This window comes from Pseudomarimonas salicorniae (assembly GCF_023156535.1).
In the GTDB taxonomy this organism is placed as follows: Bacteria; Pseudomonadota; Gammaproteobacteria; order Xanthomonadales; family Xanthomonadaceae; genus Pseudomarimonas; species Pseudomarimonas salicorniae.
Genome location: NZ_JALNMH010000001.1, coordinates 451,592 through 467,438, shown reverse-complemented (window position 1 = coordinate 467,438; position 15,847 = coordinate 451,592). Strand labels below are relative to the sequence as shown.

The 15,847-nt window shown below is 69.8% G+C and carries 10 protein-coding genes; 7 read left to right on the top strand and 3 right to left on the bottom strand.

Annotation, left to right across the window (positions count from 1 at the left end; all coding sequences use genetic code 11):
- Positions 1-47 precede the first annotated feature (47 nt).
- Positions 48-1,301, bottom strand: coding sequence for an MgtC/SapB family protein (locus M0G41_RS01960; protein ID WP_248204594.1), 1,254 nt, complete (start codon positions 1,299-1,301; stop codon positions 48-50).
- 78 nt (positions 1,302-1,379) lie between these two features.
- Between M0G41_RS01960 and M0G41_RS01955 the strand changes: the two genes are divergently transcribed.
- The 3 genes from M0G41_RS01955 (at position 1,380) to putA (ending at position 6,558) form a co-directional block, all read left to right on the top strand.
- The gene (locus M0G41_RS01955; protein WP_248204592.1) at positions 1,380-2,399 is read left to right on the top strand and encodes a class 1 fructose-bisphosphatase; all 1,020 of its coding nucleotides are present in this window, start codon (positions 1,380-1,382) and stop codon (positions 2,397-2,399) included.
- On the top strand, positions 2,396-3,100 hold the full coding sequence (locus tag M0G41_RS01950; protein ID WP_248204591.1) for a 2OG-Fe(II) oxygenase: 705 nt from the start codon (positions 2,396-2,398) through the stop codon (positions 3,098-3,100). The genes M0G41_RS01955 and M0G41_RS01950 overlap by 4 nt, the downstream gene beginning before the upstream one ends.
- 287 nt (positions 3,101-3,387) lie before the next feature.
- Positions 3,388-6,558, top strand: a complete 3,171-nt coding sequence (putA, locus tag M0G41_RS01945) for a bifunctional proline dehydrogenase/L-glutamate gamma-semialdehyde dehydrogenase PutA (protein WP_248204589.1) — start codon at positions 3,388-3,390, stop codon at positions 6,556-6,558.
- A 54-nt stretch (positions 6,559-6,612) separates the two neighbouring features.
- Here the strand turns inward: putA and M0G41_RS01940 are convergent, their stop codons facing one another.
- Complete coding sequence (locus M0G41_RS01940; protein WP_248204587.1) at positions 6,613-7,923, bottom strand: hypothetical protein; 1,311 nt, start codon at positions 7,921-7,923, stop codon at positions 6,613-6,615.
- Positions 7,924-8,581: 658 nt separating this feature from the next.
- On the opposite strand from M0G41_RS01940, the gene M0G41_RS01935 reads away from it, so the two are divergent.
- A complete protein-coding gene (locus M0G41_RS01935) occupies positions 8,582-8,782 on the top strand; it encodes a putative motility protein (RefSeq protein WP_248204585.1) in 201 nt (66 codons plus the stop codon).
- A gap of 268 nt (positions 8,783-9,050) precedes the next feature.
- A complete protein-coding gene (gene nei, locus M0G41_RS01930; RefSeq protein ID WP_248204583.1) occupies positions 9,051-9,863 on the top strand; it encodes an endonuclease VIII in 813 nt (270 codons plus the stop codon).
- Positions 9,864-9,894: 31 nt separating this feature from the next.
- Here nei and M0G41_RS18755 read toward each other — a convergent pair whose 3' ends face one another.
- Complete coding sequence (locus M0G41_RS18755) at positions 9,895-12,552, bottom strand: fibronectin type III domain-containing protein (protein WP_248204581.1); 2,658 nt, start codon at positions 12,550-12,552, stop codon at positions 9,895-9,897.
- Between the two features lie 604 nt (positions 12,553-13,156).
- Here M0G41_RS18755 and M0G41_RS01920 point away from each other — a divergent pair.
- Together M0G41_RS01920 and M0G41_RS01915 are read left to right on the top strand one after the other, a co-directional pair.
- Positions 13,157-14,287, top strand: coding sequence for a response regulator (locus M0G41_RS01920; protein ID WP_248204580.1), 1,131 nt, complete (start codon positions 13,157-13,159; stop codon positions 14,285-14,287).
- A 93-nt stretch (positions 14,288-14,380) separates the two neighbouring features.
- Entirely contained in the window at positions 14,381-15,766 is a 1,386-nt protein-coding gene (locus M0G41_RS01915; protein WP_248204577.1) for a sensor histidine kinase, read from the top strand.
- The last annotated feature ends 81 nt before the right edge of the window (positions 15,767-15,847 follow it).

Sequence of the window (15,847 nt, the reverse complement as noted above, 5' to 3'; positions counted from 1 at the left end):
CGGAACGACGATGATGCCGCCGCCGGTTCGCCGCGCAACCCCCGCTGTCAGCCGAGCGGGGACAGCCAAAGCGCCAGCGCCGCACTCCCGGCCATCGCGGCAAGACCGATGCCCAGCAGGAGCGCGTAGCTGCGCGACCCAGCGGAGAGCGCCAGAACCGTCTTGACCAGGCTGCTCGACAGCAGGATCAGGGTGGTGCCCCGGGTCAGCTGGCCTGCGGTAAGACCGCCGGTGCTGTGCAGCTGGGCCAGTCCGGCACTGGCCGAATGCACCTCGACCGAGCCCGCCACCAGCGCGGTGAGAAGGGCCGCCGCGCTGCCGAACCAGCGATTGACCAGGCCGGCTGCGATGATCACCGCGCTCAGGACGAGGGCCATCCAGATCGCCTGCAGAAGTCGGAACATGCGCTGCGCTGGCTCCGCCGTCCTGCTGCGCGGGGGCGATGAACGGCTGCCGAGGCCGACCACCAGCAGGGTGGCCCCCAGACCCAGCGCTGCGCCGCCCAGCACCGGCAGCACGGCCAGCGCGGCCGGCGGCGACACCGCGGCCATCACCGGCGCCAGCAGGCACAGCGAGGCCAGGTTCGCGGCCAGCGCGGCGGTTGCCGCCCGGCGGTTCAGCGCCGGATCCCTGCGGGTCGACTGCGCGAAGCTGAGCGTGGCGGCGGTCGACGACACGCAGCCGGAAAAGAAGCCGGCGACCATCCAGCCCCAGCGCTCGCCGAGGGCGCGCAGGGCGAGATGGCCGATCGCGCCGATGCCCATGATCAGCACGACCAGCCGCCAGATGGCAGCCGGGTTGAAGATGCCCCAGGGGTCCATGGCGCGGTCGGGCAGCAGGGGCAGGACGACCAGGGCCGCCGCTGCCAGCAGCAGCCCGTCGCGCAGTTCGGCCTCGCTGATCAGTTCGCGCGAGACCCGGTGCAGTCCGCGCTTGGTGGCCAGCAGCAGGGCGGCCACCACCCCGACGCCGGCGGCCAGGGCAGGTCGGGACACGGCCAGCGCACCGAGCAGGCAGCACAGCAGCAGGGCCAGTTCGCTGGTCATGCCCGGATCGCGCCGCGAGCTGCGCCAGTAGCCGAGCCCGGCCAGCAGGGCGGTGCCGGACAGGGCCACGGCGATCAGCGCGAGGCCGAACAGGCCAGCCAGCCAGCCGCACAGGGCGGCCAGGGCGAAGCTGCGCACGCCCGCCGTCGACGCATCGCTGCCCGCGGCGTGGCGTTCGCGCTCGACGCCCATCAGCAGGCCGACGCCGAGTGCCACGGCCAGCGCGTGCAGCTCCGCCATGTCGATCCCGCCCATCCCCTGCATCGAACCACCCGGCTGACTGACAAGCCTGCCCGCGTCGTCGACAATAGCGGCTTTTCGCCCGGGGCCCCCATGAAACCCATCTCCCTGACCCGCTTCCTGATCGAGGAGCAGCGCTCGCGCCGCCAGATCACCCCTGACCTGCGTCTGCTGATCGAGGTGGTCGCCCGCGCCTGCAAGCACATCTCGCTGGCCATCAGCAAGGGCGAACTCGGCGGGGTGCTCGGCAATGCCGAGGCCTACAACGTGCAGGGCGAGGCGCAGAAGAAGCTCGACGTGCTGTCCAACGAGATCCTGCTCGAGGCCAACGAGTGGGGCGGCCACCTGGCAGCGCTGGCCTCCGAGGAGATGGAAGCCCCGCACCTGATCCCGCACCGCTTCCCGAAGGGCAACTACCTGCTGGTTTTCGATCCGCTGGACGGCAGCTCGAACATCGATGTCAACATCTCGGTCGGCACGATCTTCTCGGTGCTGCGCTGCCCGGAGGGCGTGACCGAGCCGACCGCCGAGCACTTCCTGCAGCCCGGCGTGGAGCAGGTCGCCGCCGGCTACACCGTCTACGGGCCGAGCACCCTGCTGGTGCTGACCACCGGCTCCGGCGTCCACCAGTTCACCCTCGACCGCGAGATCGGCAGCTTCGTCCTCACCCAGCGCAACCTGCGCATCCCCGAGGACACCAGCGAGTTCGCCATCAACATGTCGAACCAGCGCCACTGGGAGGCGCCGATGCAGCGCTACGTGCAGGAGCTGCTGGACGGCAAGACCGGACCGCGCGGCCGCGACTTCAACATGCGCTGGGTTGCCTCGATGGTCGCCGACGTACACCGGATCATGACCCGCGGCGGCGTGTTCTATTACCCGGTCGACGCCAAGACCCGCGAGAAGGGCGGCCGCCTGCGCCTGCTCTACGAAGCGAGCCCGATGGCCTTCCTGGTCGAGCAGGCCGGGGGCGCGGCCACCGACGGCCGGCAGCGCCTGCTCGAGCGCAAACCCGAGGCCCTGCATCAGCGCGTGCCGGTCTTCCTTGGTTCGAAGAACGAGGTCGAGCGGGTCACCGCCCTGCATCGCGAGCACGACGCGGCGGCCTCGTGAACGACTTCATCGAGGTCTATCCGGGGGCCCTGTCAGCCGAGCTTTGCGCCCGGCTGATCGAGCGCTTCCGTGCCGACGGCGGGCGTCACCCGGGCCGCGTCGGCAGCGGCGTCATGCCCGAGCTGAAGAACAGCGAGGACCTCACCCTGACCGGGCGCAGTGACTGGCAGGACGCCGAGGCGGCGCTCAACAACGTGCTGTTCGCCTGCCTGCTGCGCTACGTCCGGCAGTACCCGTACATGCTGATCGCCCCGCTGATGCTGCAGCTCAGCGACCCCCATACCGGCGAGGCCCGGCGCATCACCGAGCAGGACATCCGCGCGATGGACGACGACGCGCTCGGCAACCTCGTGCGCACCTGCCTGCGTCCGGGCGGGATCAACCTGCAGCACTACCGGGCCAACGAGGGCGGCTATCCCTACTGGCACTGCGAGCTCTATCCCAAGGACCCGAGCTGCGAGCCCCTGCACCGCCACCTGCTCTGGACGGTCTATCTCAATGAGGGCTTCGCCGAGGGCGAGACCGAGTTCCTCTACCAGCAGCGCAAGATCACCCCCAGCACCGGCGCGCTGCTCATCGCCCCCACCGCCTTCACCCACACCCACCGCGGCAACCGGCCGCGCGGCGGCGACAAGTACATCGCCACCAGCTGGGTGCTGTTCCAGCGCGCCGAGACCCTGTTCGGGCCGCGGCCGGGCTGATCGGGCCGTTTCGGCTTCCCGAGGCGATGGACCCGGATGCGGGTGACCCCTCCCGGCTCTGGCGCCCGCTGCCGGCGACCGGCTGCATTCGAGGGCCCGCCGGCACCCAGCGGGTCGCCCTACGCCCTGCCCGACCGCCCCTGATGCGGTGCTTGTGTCGTGTCCGTACGCGGGCCTGCGATGCGCGTTTTTCCATACGCCGGCGACGGGGTTCCCTGCACCATGGGGCCTCACTACACTGGCCGTCTTCGCGCCCCCCGCGGCGCGTTCTCCCCCCCGGAAACCCTGTGAGCAATCCGCCGGCCTCCATCCTGCTTTCCGAACTCCCGGCGCCGGATCCGCGCCGGGTACCGATCACCGCGGCCTGGGCCCGCGACGAGCGCGAACAGGTCACGACCCTGCTCGAGGAGCTGGGTGATGATCCCGCCGAGATGGCCGCCACCCAGCGCACCGCGGTGCAGCTGGTCGAGCGGGTTCGCGCCCGGGCCGAGGACCAGGGCGCCATCGAGGCCTTCATGCGCCAGTACGACCTCTCCTCGGAGGAAGGCGTGCTGCTGATGTGCGTGGCCGAGGCCCTGTTGCGCATCCCCGACGAGGACACCGCCGACCGGCTGATCCGCGACAAGCTGGGCGAGGCCAACTGGAAGAAGCACCTCGGCCAGAGTGACTCGCTGTTCGTCAACGCATCGACCTGGGGCCTGATGCTGACCGGGCGCATGGTGAGCCTCAGCGAGGACACCCGGCGCGACTTCAGCGGCGCCCTGCGTCGCCTGGTCGGACGCACCGGCGAGCCGGTGATTCGCCTCGCGGTGCGCCAGGCCATGCGCATCATGGGCCACCAGTTCGTCATGGGGCGGACTATCGGCGAGGCGCTCAAGCGCTCACGCAAGGGCCGCAATGCCAGCTACCGCTACAGCTTCGACATGCTCGGCGAGGCGGCCTTCACCGCCCGCGACGCGGCGCGGTATTTCGAGGCCTATCGCAAGGCCATCGCCGCGATCGGCGCCAGCGGTCCGAACGGCACCTTCGTCGGCGAGGACGTCTTCGCCGCGCCGAGCATCTCGGTCAAGCTCAGCGCCCTGCATCCGCGCTACGAGGCGTCCAAGCGGGCCCGGGTCCGCGCCGAGCTGACCCCGCGCGTGCTCGAGCTGGCGCAGGCAGCAAGACAGCTGGGCATCGGCTTCACCGTCGACGCCGAGGAGTCCGAGCGCCTCGAGCTCAGCCTCGACGTGATCGTCGGCGCCTACACTGATCGTTCCCTCGACGGCTGGCAGGGCTATGGACTCGCGGTGCAGGCCTACCAGAAGCGCGCCCCGGCGGCGCTAGACTACCTCGCCGCCATCGTCCGCGAGACCGGGCGGCGGATGCCGGTGCGCCTGGTCAAGGGCGCCTACTGGGACAGCGAGGTCAAGCGCGCCCAGGTCGATGGCCACGAGGGCTACCCGGTATACACCCGCAAGCCGAACACCGACGTCAGCTACCTGGCCTGCGCCAAGCGCATGCTCGCCGCCACCGACGCCTTCTACCCGATGTTCGCCACCCACAACGCGCACACCATCGCCGCCATCGCGCAAATGGCCGGCGGCAAGGCCTTCGAGTTCCAGCGCCTGCATGGCATGGGCGAGGACCTCTACGAGGAGGTCACGCCGAAGGACCGCCTCGGCGTGCCCTGCCGCGTCTACGCGCCGGTCGGCAGCCACGAGGACCTGCTGCCCTACCTGGTCCGGCGGCTGCTCGAGAACGGTGCCAACACCAGCTTCGTCAACAAGATCACCGACGAGTCGCTGAGCCCGGAGGCGCTGGTCGCCGATCCGCGGCGCACGGTGGCCCAGTTCGACTCCATTCCCCACCCCAAGATCCCGCAGCCGGTTGCCCTGTTTGGCGACGGAAGGAAGAACTCGATGGGCATCAACCTTGCCAATGACCACGACCTGCGCCGCCTCGGCGAGGCCATGAATGCCGCGATCAAGCCGTGGACCGCCGGCCCGCTGGTGCCGGGCGCTTCGAGCGGCGGCAAGCTGGTCAAGGTGACCTCGCCGGCGGACCGCCGGGTCGAGGTCGGCGAATACCGCGAGGCCGACAGCGCCACCGTCGAGCAGGCGCTCGACAACGCCCACCGTGCCCAGCCCGAGTGGGACCGCCTGCCGGTCGCCTCGCGCGCCGCCGTTCTTGAACACGCCGCTTCGCTGCTGGAGGCGCGCATGCCGGAGTTCATGGCCCTGTGCACGCGCGAGGCCGGCAAGACTGTGCCCGACGGCGTCGCCGAGGTGCGCGAGGCGGTGGACTTCCTGCGCTACTACGCGCAGCAGGCGCGTCGCCTGTTCGGCCACCCGGAGAAGCTGCCCGGGCCGACCGGCGAAACCAACGAGCTGTTCCTGCACGGCCGCGGCGTGTTCGTCTGCATCAGCCCGTGGAACTTCCCGCTGGCGATCTTCGTCGGCCAGGTCGCTGCGGCGCTGGTGGCAGGAAACGCGGTGATCGCCAAGCCGGCCGAGCAGACCACCCTGGTCGGCCACGCGGCGGTCAAGCTGCTGCACGAGGCCGGCGTGCCGGAAGCGGTGCTGCAGTATCTGCCGGGCGACGGCGCCACGGTGGGCGCCGCACTGACCCGCGACCCGCGGGTCGACGGCGTGGCCTTCACCGGCTCCACCGAGACCGCCCGCGCAATCAATCGAAGCATGGCCGCCCGTGATGCGGCGCTCGGCATCCTGATCGCCGAGACCGGCGGCCAGAACGCGCTGATCGCCGACTCTTCGGCCCTGCCCGAGCAGCTGGTCAAGGACGCCATGACGGCCGCCTTCGGCTCGGCCGGGCAGCGCTGCTCCGCAGCGCGCGTGATGTTCGTGCAGAAGGACATCGCCGACAAGGTGATCGCGATGCTCTCCGGCGCGATGGACGAGCTGAAGGTCGGCGACCCCGGCCTGCTCTCCACAGACGTCGGCCCGGTGATCGACGAGGACGCCCGCGGCATCCTGGTTGCCCACGCCGAGCGCATGGACAAGGAAGGCTCGCTGATCAAGGCGGTGAATCTCGGTGACGAGTGCGCACACGGCACCTTCTTTGCCCCGCGCGCCTACGAGATCGATTCGCTGTCGCGTCTGACCCGCGAGGTGTTCGGGCCGATCCTGCACGTGATCCGCTACGAGTCCAATGAGCTGGACAAGGTCATCGACGCGATCAACGCCACCGGCTATGGCCTGACCCTCGGCATCCACTCGCGCATCGACGAGACCGTCGAAAAGATCTCGCGGCGGATCCGGGTCGGCAACTGCTACGTCAACCGCAACCAGATCGGCGCGGTGGTCGGGGTGCAGCCCTTTGGCGGCGAAGGGCTCTCCGGCACCGGCCCCAAGGCCGGCGGCCCGCACTACCTGCTGCGCTTCGCCACCGAGCGCACGTTGACGATCAACACAACCGCTGCGGGCGGAAACGCCTCGCTGCTGACTCTCGGCGACTGAGGCAGGGTGACCCGGCGCGCCGTTGGGCGCGCCGGGCATCCTCATCTACCGCGCTTACTCGGCCCTGCTGGGCTCACCCGCCAGGGGCAGGGCCACGGTGTAGTTGGCAAGGGTGCCGCCACCCGCCGAACCATTCACGAAGCGGCTCAGGCGCTGGCCGATTACCGGTAGACCGCGCAGGCGTACGGTCTGGCCATCGGACAGGCGGCGCGCACTGATCTCGCGGGTCGCACCGACATCAAACCGCAGGCTGCCCAGGCCGCTCTGGTTGGGCTCGAACTCGAGGATCGTCTGCTCGAAGCACAGATCGAGCGTGTCAGGGCTGGGCTGCAGGCCGCCCGAGAACGCGGTCTGGCCGTACGCGATCGTCTCGCAGCTGCCGCCGGCTGCGAACGCACGCGCGAACGGCGGCAGCGCTTGGCCCGCGCCCACCCGGCTGGCCAGCGTGCCCTGGAAACGCGCCACGTATTCGTGCTTGGTGGGGAAGCTCAGTACCCACTGGGTGTCGGCGTTGAGCGTGGCATTCTCCTGGATCTCGCCGCCGAGCGAGCCCTGCATGAACAGGCTGCTGATGGCGTCCGGCCCGCGGTTCGCGGCAAAGGCCAGGCGGTCGCCGGCCGGCGTGTGGGCCACGAACTCAAGGCTCGCCGTGGGCAGCACCGGGCGGGAGAAACGCGGGAATGGGCCCGAGGGGTCGATGTCGAGTGGCTTGTCCGAGTAGCCGCGAACGGCCACACCCGCGACTGGATAGAGCGCGCCTTCCTCGACGTTGACGACCTGGACCGAGGCCGAGATTCCCTGGGCGGGCGCAGACAGATCGGCAATTCGGCTGCCGGCGCCCGGCAGGTAGCGCATCGTCAGCGCGTTGCAATCGCGGCCCACGGTGCTCGCTGCGAGGGCCCCGGACAGGGTGGCGCCCTCGATGAGCTCGATCGCTCCCGACCGGGTGCGCTGCAGGGAGGTCGGTCCGCCGTCGGGGAAGTTCTGCGCGTAGTCGAAATTGCGCAGCCTGACTCCTCCCGGCGGAATCTGGGGAACGGTGCACACCTCGGAGTCGGTGGACATCAGCGCGCTTTCCCCACTCGATACGACCGCCGCCGTCCATGCCGACTTCGGCGGCAAGAAGACCATGAAGTACAGCGCGGCCTGTCCGTTCTGCTGCTCGGTGAAGTTGATGCCTACCGACGCGGGAGCATCCGAATGATTGGTGACCGTGAGCAGGCTGGACTGTCCATTCTCGACGGTGAAATACGGAACGTAGACCGCGCCGCCGGTCCCCGAAGGGGACAGGCGGAGTTCGGCCTGGGCGAACGAGGCGGCCAGGGCGAGGGTCAGGGCGACACTGAGGCGAGCGGAACTGGGCATGAGGGCATCCTGTTTGGAATGGGGGGAGGGCTCTGCGGGCGGCTTCCCCTCTGGCCCTCCGGCCGACGACCTGGGCAGGTCGGTGACCCGCGGGCGGGCGGGGCGGCCTGATCGGCAGGTCACGCGAGGCGAAGCTGCAACACGTCGGGTAGGATGGCGCGGTGGAACGATCAGTTCTGAAGGACGGGGCGGGGCAGATCGGCGGGTGGGCTGGTCCCCGGTCGGACTGGCTGCGGCTCGCACGCGGCGGGTCCGCCAGGGCCGCTCAGGACCACCGACCCCTGCGCGTGGAGGCGGACAGCCGAGCCGGGACCGATTCGCTGGCGCTGGCCAGCGCAAGCTGGGGTACCGCGACCCGAGCCCATCGAGCGCCGTCCGTGGCCGGACGATCCCGGTCTCCTGCACAGCGGCAATTGCCGATACCCGCCGCACTCTGAAGCAGCGCCCGGCGCCGTGTTTGATGATTCGTGCGGGCTTCGTCGCGATCGCCACGCAGGATTCGGGACGGGTGGCGCGGCCGGCACGGCGCGGTCTCCCTCCCGATGCCGGCCGGAAATGCGCTCAGAACTGCGATATCCGTCACATTCTGAGACTTCCGTGCTCAAGAAGCGCCGGTATTGGCCGATAACCGGCCCGACACCCCCACCCGGAGAGCGCCGTGGATTCGCTCAGCGCCGCCATCGTCAGCACCGCCCAGGGCCTGCAGCAGACCCAGCTGCAGCAGCAGGTGTCGACCGCCGTATTGAAGAGCGCGCTGAACATCCAGGCCGCCTCGGCCGCCGCCCTGATTCAGGCCCTGCCGCAGCCGCAGCTGGCCAGCTCCGGCACCCTCGGCACCCTGGTCAACACCTACGCCTGATCTGTCCCTCGGCCGCGCCAGAAGCGGCTGGTTTGGGCGCGAAGTTCGCATTCGCCTCAGTCCCCTGTAGGAGCCAGCTTGCTGGCGATAGGCGCCCCGGACGGAACGATCGCCAGCAAGCTGGCTCCTACATTCGGGTGTTGTGGAAGGTCTTCTTTGCGCCCAATGCTCTCCCAGCTGACGGTCCATTCCCGATCTCCAGCGGCTGCGACGTTTTGGCCACACGGGGTCGCCTAGCCTGACGCCGGTCTCCACGCAGCAGCGCGTCATGCCCGAAGGTCCCGAAATCCGCCGCGCGGCGGACCAGCTTGCCAAGGCGGTCCTGAACACGCCGCTGCAGCGCGTCTTCTTTGCCTTTCCCGAGCTCAAGCGCCACGAGAGGAAGCTTGAATCGTGCCGCATCCGCGCCATCGAACCGCGCGGCAAGGCGCTGCTGACCCGTTTCGACAACGGTTGGACCCTCTACACCCACAACCAGCTTTATGGGGTCTGGAAGGTCGGCAAGCCGGACCAGCCGCCGAAGACCGGTCGCTCGCTGCGCGTCGAACTGGCCACTGCGAAGAAGGCGATCCGGCTCTATTCGGCTTCGGATGTCAGCCTCTGGCGCGACGCCGAAATCGAGCAGCACCCGTTCCTGCGGCGCATCGGTCCCGATGTGCTCGACTCCGCCCTGGACGCGGATACGGTCGCCGAGCGTCTGGCGGCCAAACGTTTCTCCGGCCGCCAGCTCTCGGCCCTGCTGCTCGACCAGGCCTTCCTCGCCGGCATGGGCAACTACCTGCGCTCCGAGGTGCTGTTCGAGGCCGGCCTGCATCCCGATCGCCGGCCCCGCGAGCTGGATGAAGACGAGCGCGAGGCCCTGGCTGCGGCCCTGCTGGGGGTGCCTCGGCGCAGCTACCGCAGCCGCGGGATCCGCCGCTCGCAGGGCATGAAGGCCGAGTACATGGAGGGTGGCGAGGACGCGTTCCGGTTCAGGGTCTTCGACCGCGCCGGCGAGCCCTGCCTGCACTGCGGCGAGATGATCCTGCGCACCGAGCGCGGCAGCCGCCGGCTCTACCTCTGTCCGCGCTGCCAGGCCTGACGGGGCGCGGGGCGCCCCGTCAGCGCGGTGCCTATCGACGCCCGACCAGGACCCGTCCGCCGACCAGGGCGAACATCAGCCCCAGCAGGGCCAGGGCCCAGGGCTGGTCGACCGGGATCACGGCCGGGGTCGCTGCTACCGGAGACCCGGCGCCGCTGCCGGGCGCGCCGCTGCCGGCCCCGTTGCTGGCGGTGACGATGGCCGTGTAGGCGGTACCCGGCTGGATCCCGGAGATCTGGCAGCTGGTCGGCGGCGGATTGCCGCTGACCGTGCAGCCGAGCCCGCCGGGCTGCAGCACCACCGTGTAGCCGGTGATCGGGGTGCCGCCGTCGTTCGCCGGTGGTGTCCAGCTGACGGTCGCCATGCCGCCGTTGAAGCCGACCTGCACATTGGTCGGCGCACCCGGCGCGGTGGGATCGGTCACGCAGGTGACCGGGATGCCGGTGACGTTGGCACCATTGATCGTGCCCGAGCCCAGCACCGTGCCCTTGGCCGTCTTCACCGGTTGCGGCAGCGAGCAGGTCTGCGCCGGGTTGCCTGGCTGGGTCGCGACGCTGACCGAGTAGCCGCTGCCGTCGGCGAGCGAGGTGGCGAAAGTGGCCGGACCATTGCCGGTGATCGCCAGATCATCGCCGCCGTTGTTGCGCAGGACGAGGCCACTCCCGACAAGTCCGCTCACCTCGACCCCGACGGTGTAACGATTGGTGGTGCAGGTAACCCTGAGGTCGACCACGTTGGCGCCGGCGATCACGCCGCTGTTCACGCCGCTCCCCTTGCCCGGGGTCAGGCGCGAGATCTCGCAGGTCTGGTTGGGCGTGGTCGGCTGGGTCAGCACGGTGACCGTGTAGTTGCTGCCATCGGCCAGCGCGGTCGCGAAGGTGAACGGGCCGTCGGCCGCGACGGTCAGGTTGTCCCCGCCGTTGTTCTGCAGCACCACGCTGTTGCCCGCCGCCAGGCCCACCACGCTGCCCCCGACGGTGTAACTCTCGGTGGTGCAGGTCACCTGGATGTTGCTGACGTTGAAGGTGGACACCTGGCCGGTGGCCGCCTTGCCCTGCTGCTTGTCGATGCTGCCACCGGTTACGGTGCAGGTCTGGTTGGGGCTGCTCGGCTGGCCGCCTGGCGCCACGTCGACGCTGTAGCTGTCGCCGATGTTGAGAGCCGTAGTGAAGCTGAAGCCGCCGTTGGCCGAGACCACCAGGTCCTCGGTGCCGGGCGCGGAGACCTTGCACAGCTTGTCGCTGCCCGAGGGCTGCGGCACGCAGGGATCGGCCGGGGCGTAGCTGTTGCGCAGGGTGACCTGGGTGCCTGCAGCCAGTCCGCTGACGTTGCCGCCGATGCTGTAGTCGTTGGGCGTGCAGCTGACATCGATGCCGCCGACGTTGGCACCCATCACGGTGCCGCTGGCCGCGCCGCTGATGCTGCACGTATGACCTTCGGGCTGGGCGCTGATGGCCACCGCGTAGCTGCTGCCGTCGGTGACGGAGAAGACGTACCCGCCATTGCCCAGGGCCTGGGCTTCGCCGCCCGACTGGGTCAGGGTCACGCTGTAGCCGGAGAGCAGGCCCGAGACCGTGCCGCCGACGGTGTACTGGGCAGGCGCGGCGCAGTTGACCACGATGTAGGTGACATCGGAGGTGCCGACCGTGCCGCTGGCGGCCTTGGTGATGGCGTTCGACACCGTGCAGGTCTGCGCCGGCGCAGTGGGCTGGCCTGCCGGCGCGATGTCCACGGTGAAGGTGTCGTCGATGTTCAGCGGAGTCAGGAAGGTGAAGCTGCCGTTCGCATTGACGACAAGATCCTCGTTGCCGGGCGCGGCGACCTTGCAGGTCAATGCACCGCTTGCGGAGGCGCAGGGATCCACCGGTGGCTGGTATGCCATTCGCAGAGTTACCTGATTGCTGCCGCCGGGGCTGCCGTTGGCGAGGCCGCTCAGCGTGCCGCCGATGCTGATCGGATCCGGGGTGCAGGTGATATTGATATCGGTGATGTTGCCGCCCGACAGGGTGCCCGAGGCGGCACCAGGCCCGGAGAACACGCAGTTGTGCCCGGTCGGCTGGGTGTTGATTGCGAGGCTGTAGCTGCTGCCATCGGGCTTGGCGAAGGAGTAGGAACCGTTTCCGTAGCCTCCCTGCGCCACCATGCCTTCCGACAACTCGACGCTGTACCCGACCTGCAGTCCGCTGATCGTGCCGCCGAAGTTCCGGATCGGAGTGAAGCTCGCCTCGACGGAGCAGTCGGCGACGATCGCATCGGTGGTGTAGACGTTTCCACTCAGCGAACCGCCGCAGGTCCCGCCGACCGAGGCCGCGAAGCCCGGGGCAGGGGTCACATTGAAGGACGTGGTCTGGCCGCTGGGGATGGAGAGCGGCGAGCTCGGGGAAATGGACCCGTTCGGCCCGGCGCTGGGGGTTACGGTAAAGATGTCGCCGACCCTGATCTCGATGGTTTCTCCGCCGAACAGGGGCGCGGAGTAGATCCCGGGCGTCAGCCCGAGCGAAGTGAAGTTCGCGCCGATCCAAAGCAGGCTGGCGGAGATCGCAGTGCCGGGAGTGTAGGCCTGGTCAATAAAGAAGGTCGCTCCGCTGATCCGCAATGAAGTCGACGCCGTCGCACTGGTGGCGGATGAGGTACCTCCCGAGCCGAAGGCGGGAAACGGTGTCGCAAGATCGTAAAGCCTGACGGTCACCAAATCGCCTGGATTGTCGGACGCCGCGAAATATCCAGAGCTCGGGTTAAGGTCGTTGTCCGGGAGGGTGGTGTCAGTAGCCGTCGGAGGCGGCAGAAGGTCAAAGGATCCCGACACCGTCGCCACCACGGTGCCCGACGTGTCCTGAAACTCGATGAGGAGTCCGCCGGCGGCCGGCGCCGCGGGAAGGATGGTCAGACAGGCCAGCGAGGCCAGGACCCACACACCATGCAACCCTCGCTTCATCATGAACCCCTGTTGTGAGCGGAAAGCTTCCGTTAGTGCGGAACTACCCGGACGGATGACCCCAGGCCGGCATGCGAGCTTACTTCAAGCTACCGCGGGGCAGGCAACTGCAACTCCGACAGGTTCTGGGAGCCTGCCCGCATAGGCCGGTCACCCAGGTTCCTGAGCGCCACATGCATGACCGACGGGGGTGCACGGGCGCTATCTGGGGCTCCGGCCGCGGTCCGTGAGGGACGCGGCTCTGGCCGGGAGGTCGCGCCTCCACCAGCAAGGCAAGCGCACCGAGATCCATGCCCGACGCAGGGCGGCCGTCCACCAGTAGGATAGGCAGCCTGCCCCCCCGATCGATCGCCAGCCCATGTCTGCGGATCGCGTTCTGCTAGTCGAAGACGACGACCAGATGGCCAGCCTGATCAGCCTGCTGGTCGAGACCGCCTCGCCCGGTACGACGGTCGAGCGCTGCGTCGATGTGGCCGACGCGGAATCGCGCTTTTCGCCGAAGCGGCACTGCCTGGTGCTCTGCGACTGGAACCTGCCGGGCAGGCCGGGCATTGCCCTGCTGCCGACGATCCGCGCGGCGCAGCCGCGGGTGCCGGTGCTGATGGTGACCGGGCGGACCGACCGGGCCAGCGTGGTGACGGCCCGCGCCCAGGGGGTGGACGGCTTTATCGCCAAGCCGTTCCAGGTCGAACAGCTGGTGGAACGGCTGGCCCAGTATCTGCCGGTGTCGAAGGCGACCGAGGGCGGCGACCCCCCGGGCCTGCTGGATGCACTGGCGGCCCTCGATGACGGCGCGCTGGAGGCCCCGATGGCGGCCCGGCTTGGCGCGCTGGCAACCCAGCCGGCTGGAGAAGACCCGCCCGAACTGGACGAACTGGCCGAGAGCTGGGCCCGCCAGCCGGTATTGGCCGGGAGGCTGCTGGCAATGGCCAACAGCAGCGCCTACAACCCGCAGGGCCGGGTCTGCGGCAGCCTACGTGAAGCGCTGCAGCGGCTGGGCTGGCGGACCAGCCTCAACGTGGCCACGGCGCTGGCCCTGCGCCAGGGCGCCGAGCCGGACGACGCCCGGCTGACCGCGCGGCTCGGCGCCGAGCTGGATCGCGCCGAGAAGGTGGCCGAAGCGGTGTCGGCGCTGGCCCGCGAGGCCAGGATCGACCCGGCCCCGCTGCAGACCGCCGCCCTGATGCACCGCCTGGGCGAGCTCTGCGTGCTGCTGCAGATCGCCGTCTGGCAGGTCCGCCACGGCACCGAGGCCGCGGAGGCCGACATCGACGCGGCGCTGGCGAAGCACGCGCGTCCCTTCGCCCACCGACTGAAGGCCAGATGGGGTTATCCGCAGACGCTGCGCGCCATGATCGCCGCGATCTACGGACTCCCGGATGGCACGGCGCGGCCCGAGCTGCTGATCCTGCGTCTGGCCGGAAGCCAGTTCGAGGGCGGCCTGTCCGAGGAGGACACCGCCAAGCTCCGCCGGCTGGTATTCGATTAGCCGGGCGCTGCGCCGCTGCCAGGCCGTGCTGCCGGTCTGGCAATGCGCTGCCAGACATGGCGCAATGGGGCCCATGCCACGCAGCGCTCCTCGATGAAGCCCCACGAATCCCGCGCCAGCAAGCCCGGCACCGGGCTCGGCTTCGAGCGCCGCCTGCTGCTTGACCAGCTGTGGCTGCTGTTGCCGGCAGGGGCGCTGTGCCTGCTGCTGGTGGCGCGGGCAGGCTGGTCGGACGGCGACCTGGTGCTGCTGGCCCTGGTCGTCCTGTTCACCCTCGCCCTGGCCGCGCGGCTGCGCTGGCGGGTGATCTTCCCGCTGTACACCCTGTCCAACCTGCTCGAGGCCCTGCGCGAGGGCGACTACAGCCTGCGCGGCTCACGGGCGCGGCGCGGCGATCCGATCGGCGACGTGGTCTGGGAGGTCAACGCCCTGTCGCAGACGCTGCGCGAGCAGCGCCTGCAGGTCGAGGAAACCACCGCCCTGCTTGGCAAGGTGATCGGCGCCATCGACATCGCCATCTTCAGCTTTGACGAGGAGCGCCGCCTGCGCCTGCTGAACCCGGCAGGCGAGCGCCTGCTCGGCCGGCCGGCACGCGAGGCGCTGGGCCTTGACGCCGCCGAGCTCGGGCTCGGGCTCGGTGAGGCACTGCAGGCCGAGGCCGGCAGCGTCGGCGTGCGCGCCCTTCCTAGTGGAACAGGACGTTATGAGGTCCGCCGTTTCGACTTTCGCCAGGACGGCCGGCCGAACCGTCTGTTGGCGATCACCGACCTGTCGCGGGCGCTGCGCGAGGAAGAGCGGCAGGCGTGGCAGCGCCTGATCCGGGTGCTCGGCCACGAACTCAACAATTCCCTGGCGCCGATCAAGTCGATGGCCGGCACCCTGGCCACCGTGGTCGCGCGCGACCCGCTGCCGGAGGACTGGCAGGAGGACGTCGGTGCCGGCCTTGGCGTGATCGCCGACCGAGCCGAGGCGCTGAGCCGCTTCGTCGCCCGCTACTCGGCGCTGGCCAGGCTACCGCCGCCGAGGAAGCGCGCGGTCTCCCTGCGCGCCCTGCTGCAGCGTATCGCCACGCTCGAGCAGCGGCTTGCGGTGCGGGTGCTGGAGTCCCCCGACCTTGAGCTGCAGGTCGACCCTGACCAGCTCGAGCAGGCCCTGATCAACCTGGTCAAGAACGCCGTGGAGGCCGCCCTGCCGGAAAACGGAGAAGTCGAGCTCAAGGCCTCCGGTGGCCCCCTGCAGCTGGTGATCGAGGTCCGCGACACCGGGCTTGGCCTGTCCGGCAGCGACAACCTCTTCGTGCCCTTCTTCACCACCAAACCGGGCGGGTCGGGTATCGGCCTGGTGCTGGCCCAGCAGATCGTCGAAGGCCATGGCGGGCAGCTCAGCCTTGCCAACCGCCAGGACCGCCGCGGCTGCGTGGCCCGCGTGCGCCTGCCGCTTGAGCCTCCTTCGGAAAGCGAGCCGAGGATCAACGGCTAGTCAGCCCCGGCTCCCGCCTGGCGCCCCGGCCTTGCGGGGTTTGCCCGCCACCGCGCCGTCGCTATACTTGCGAGCCCTATG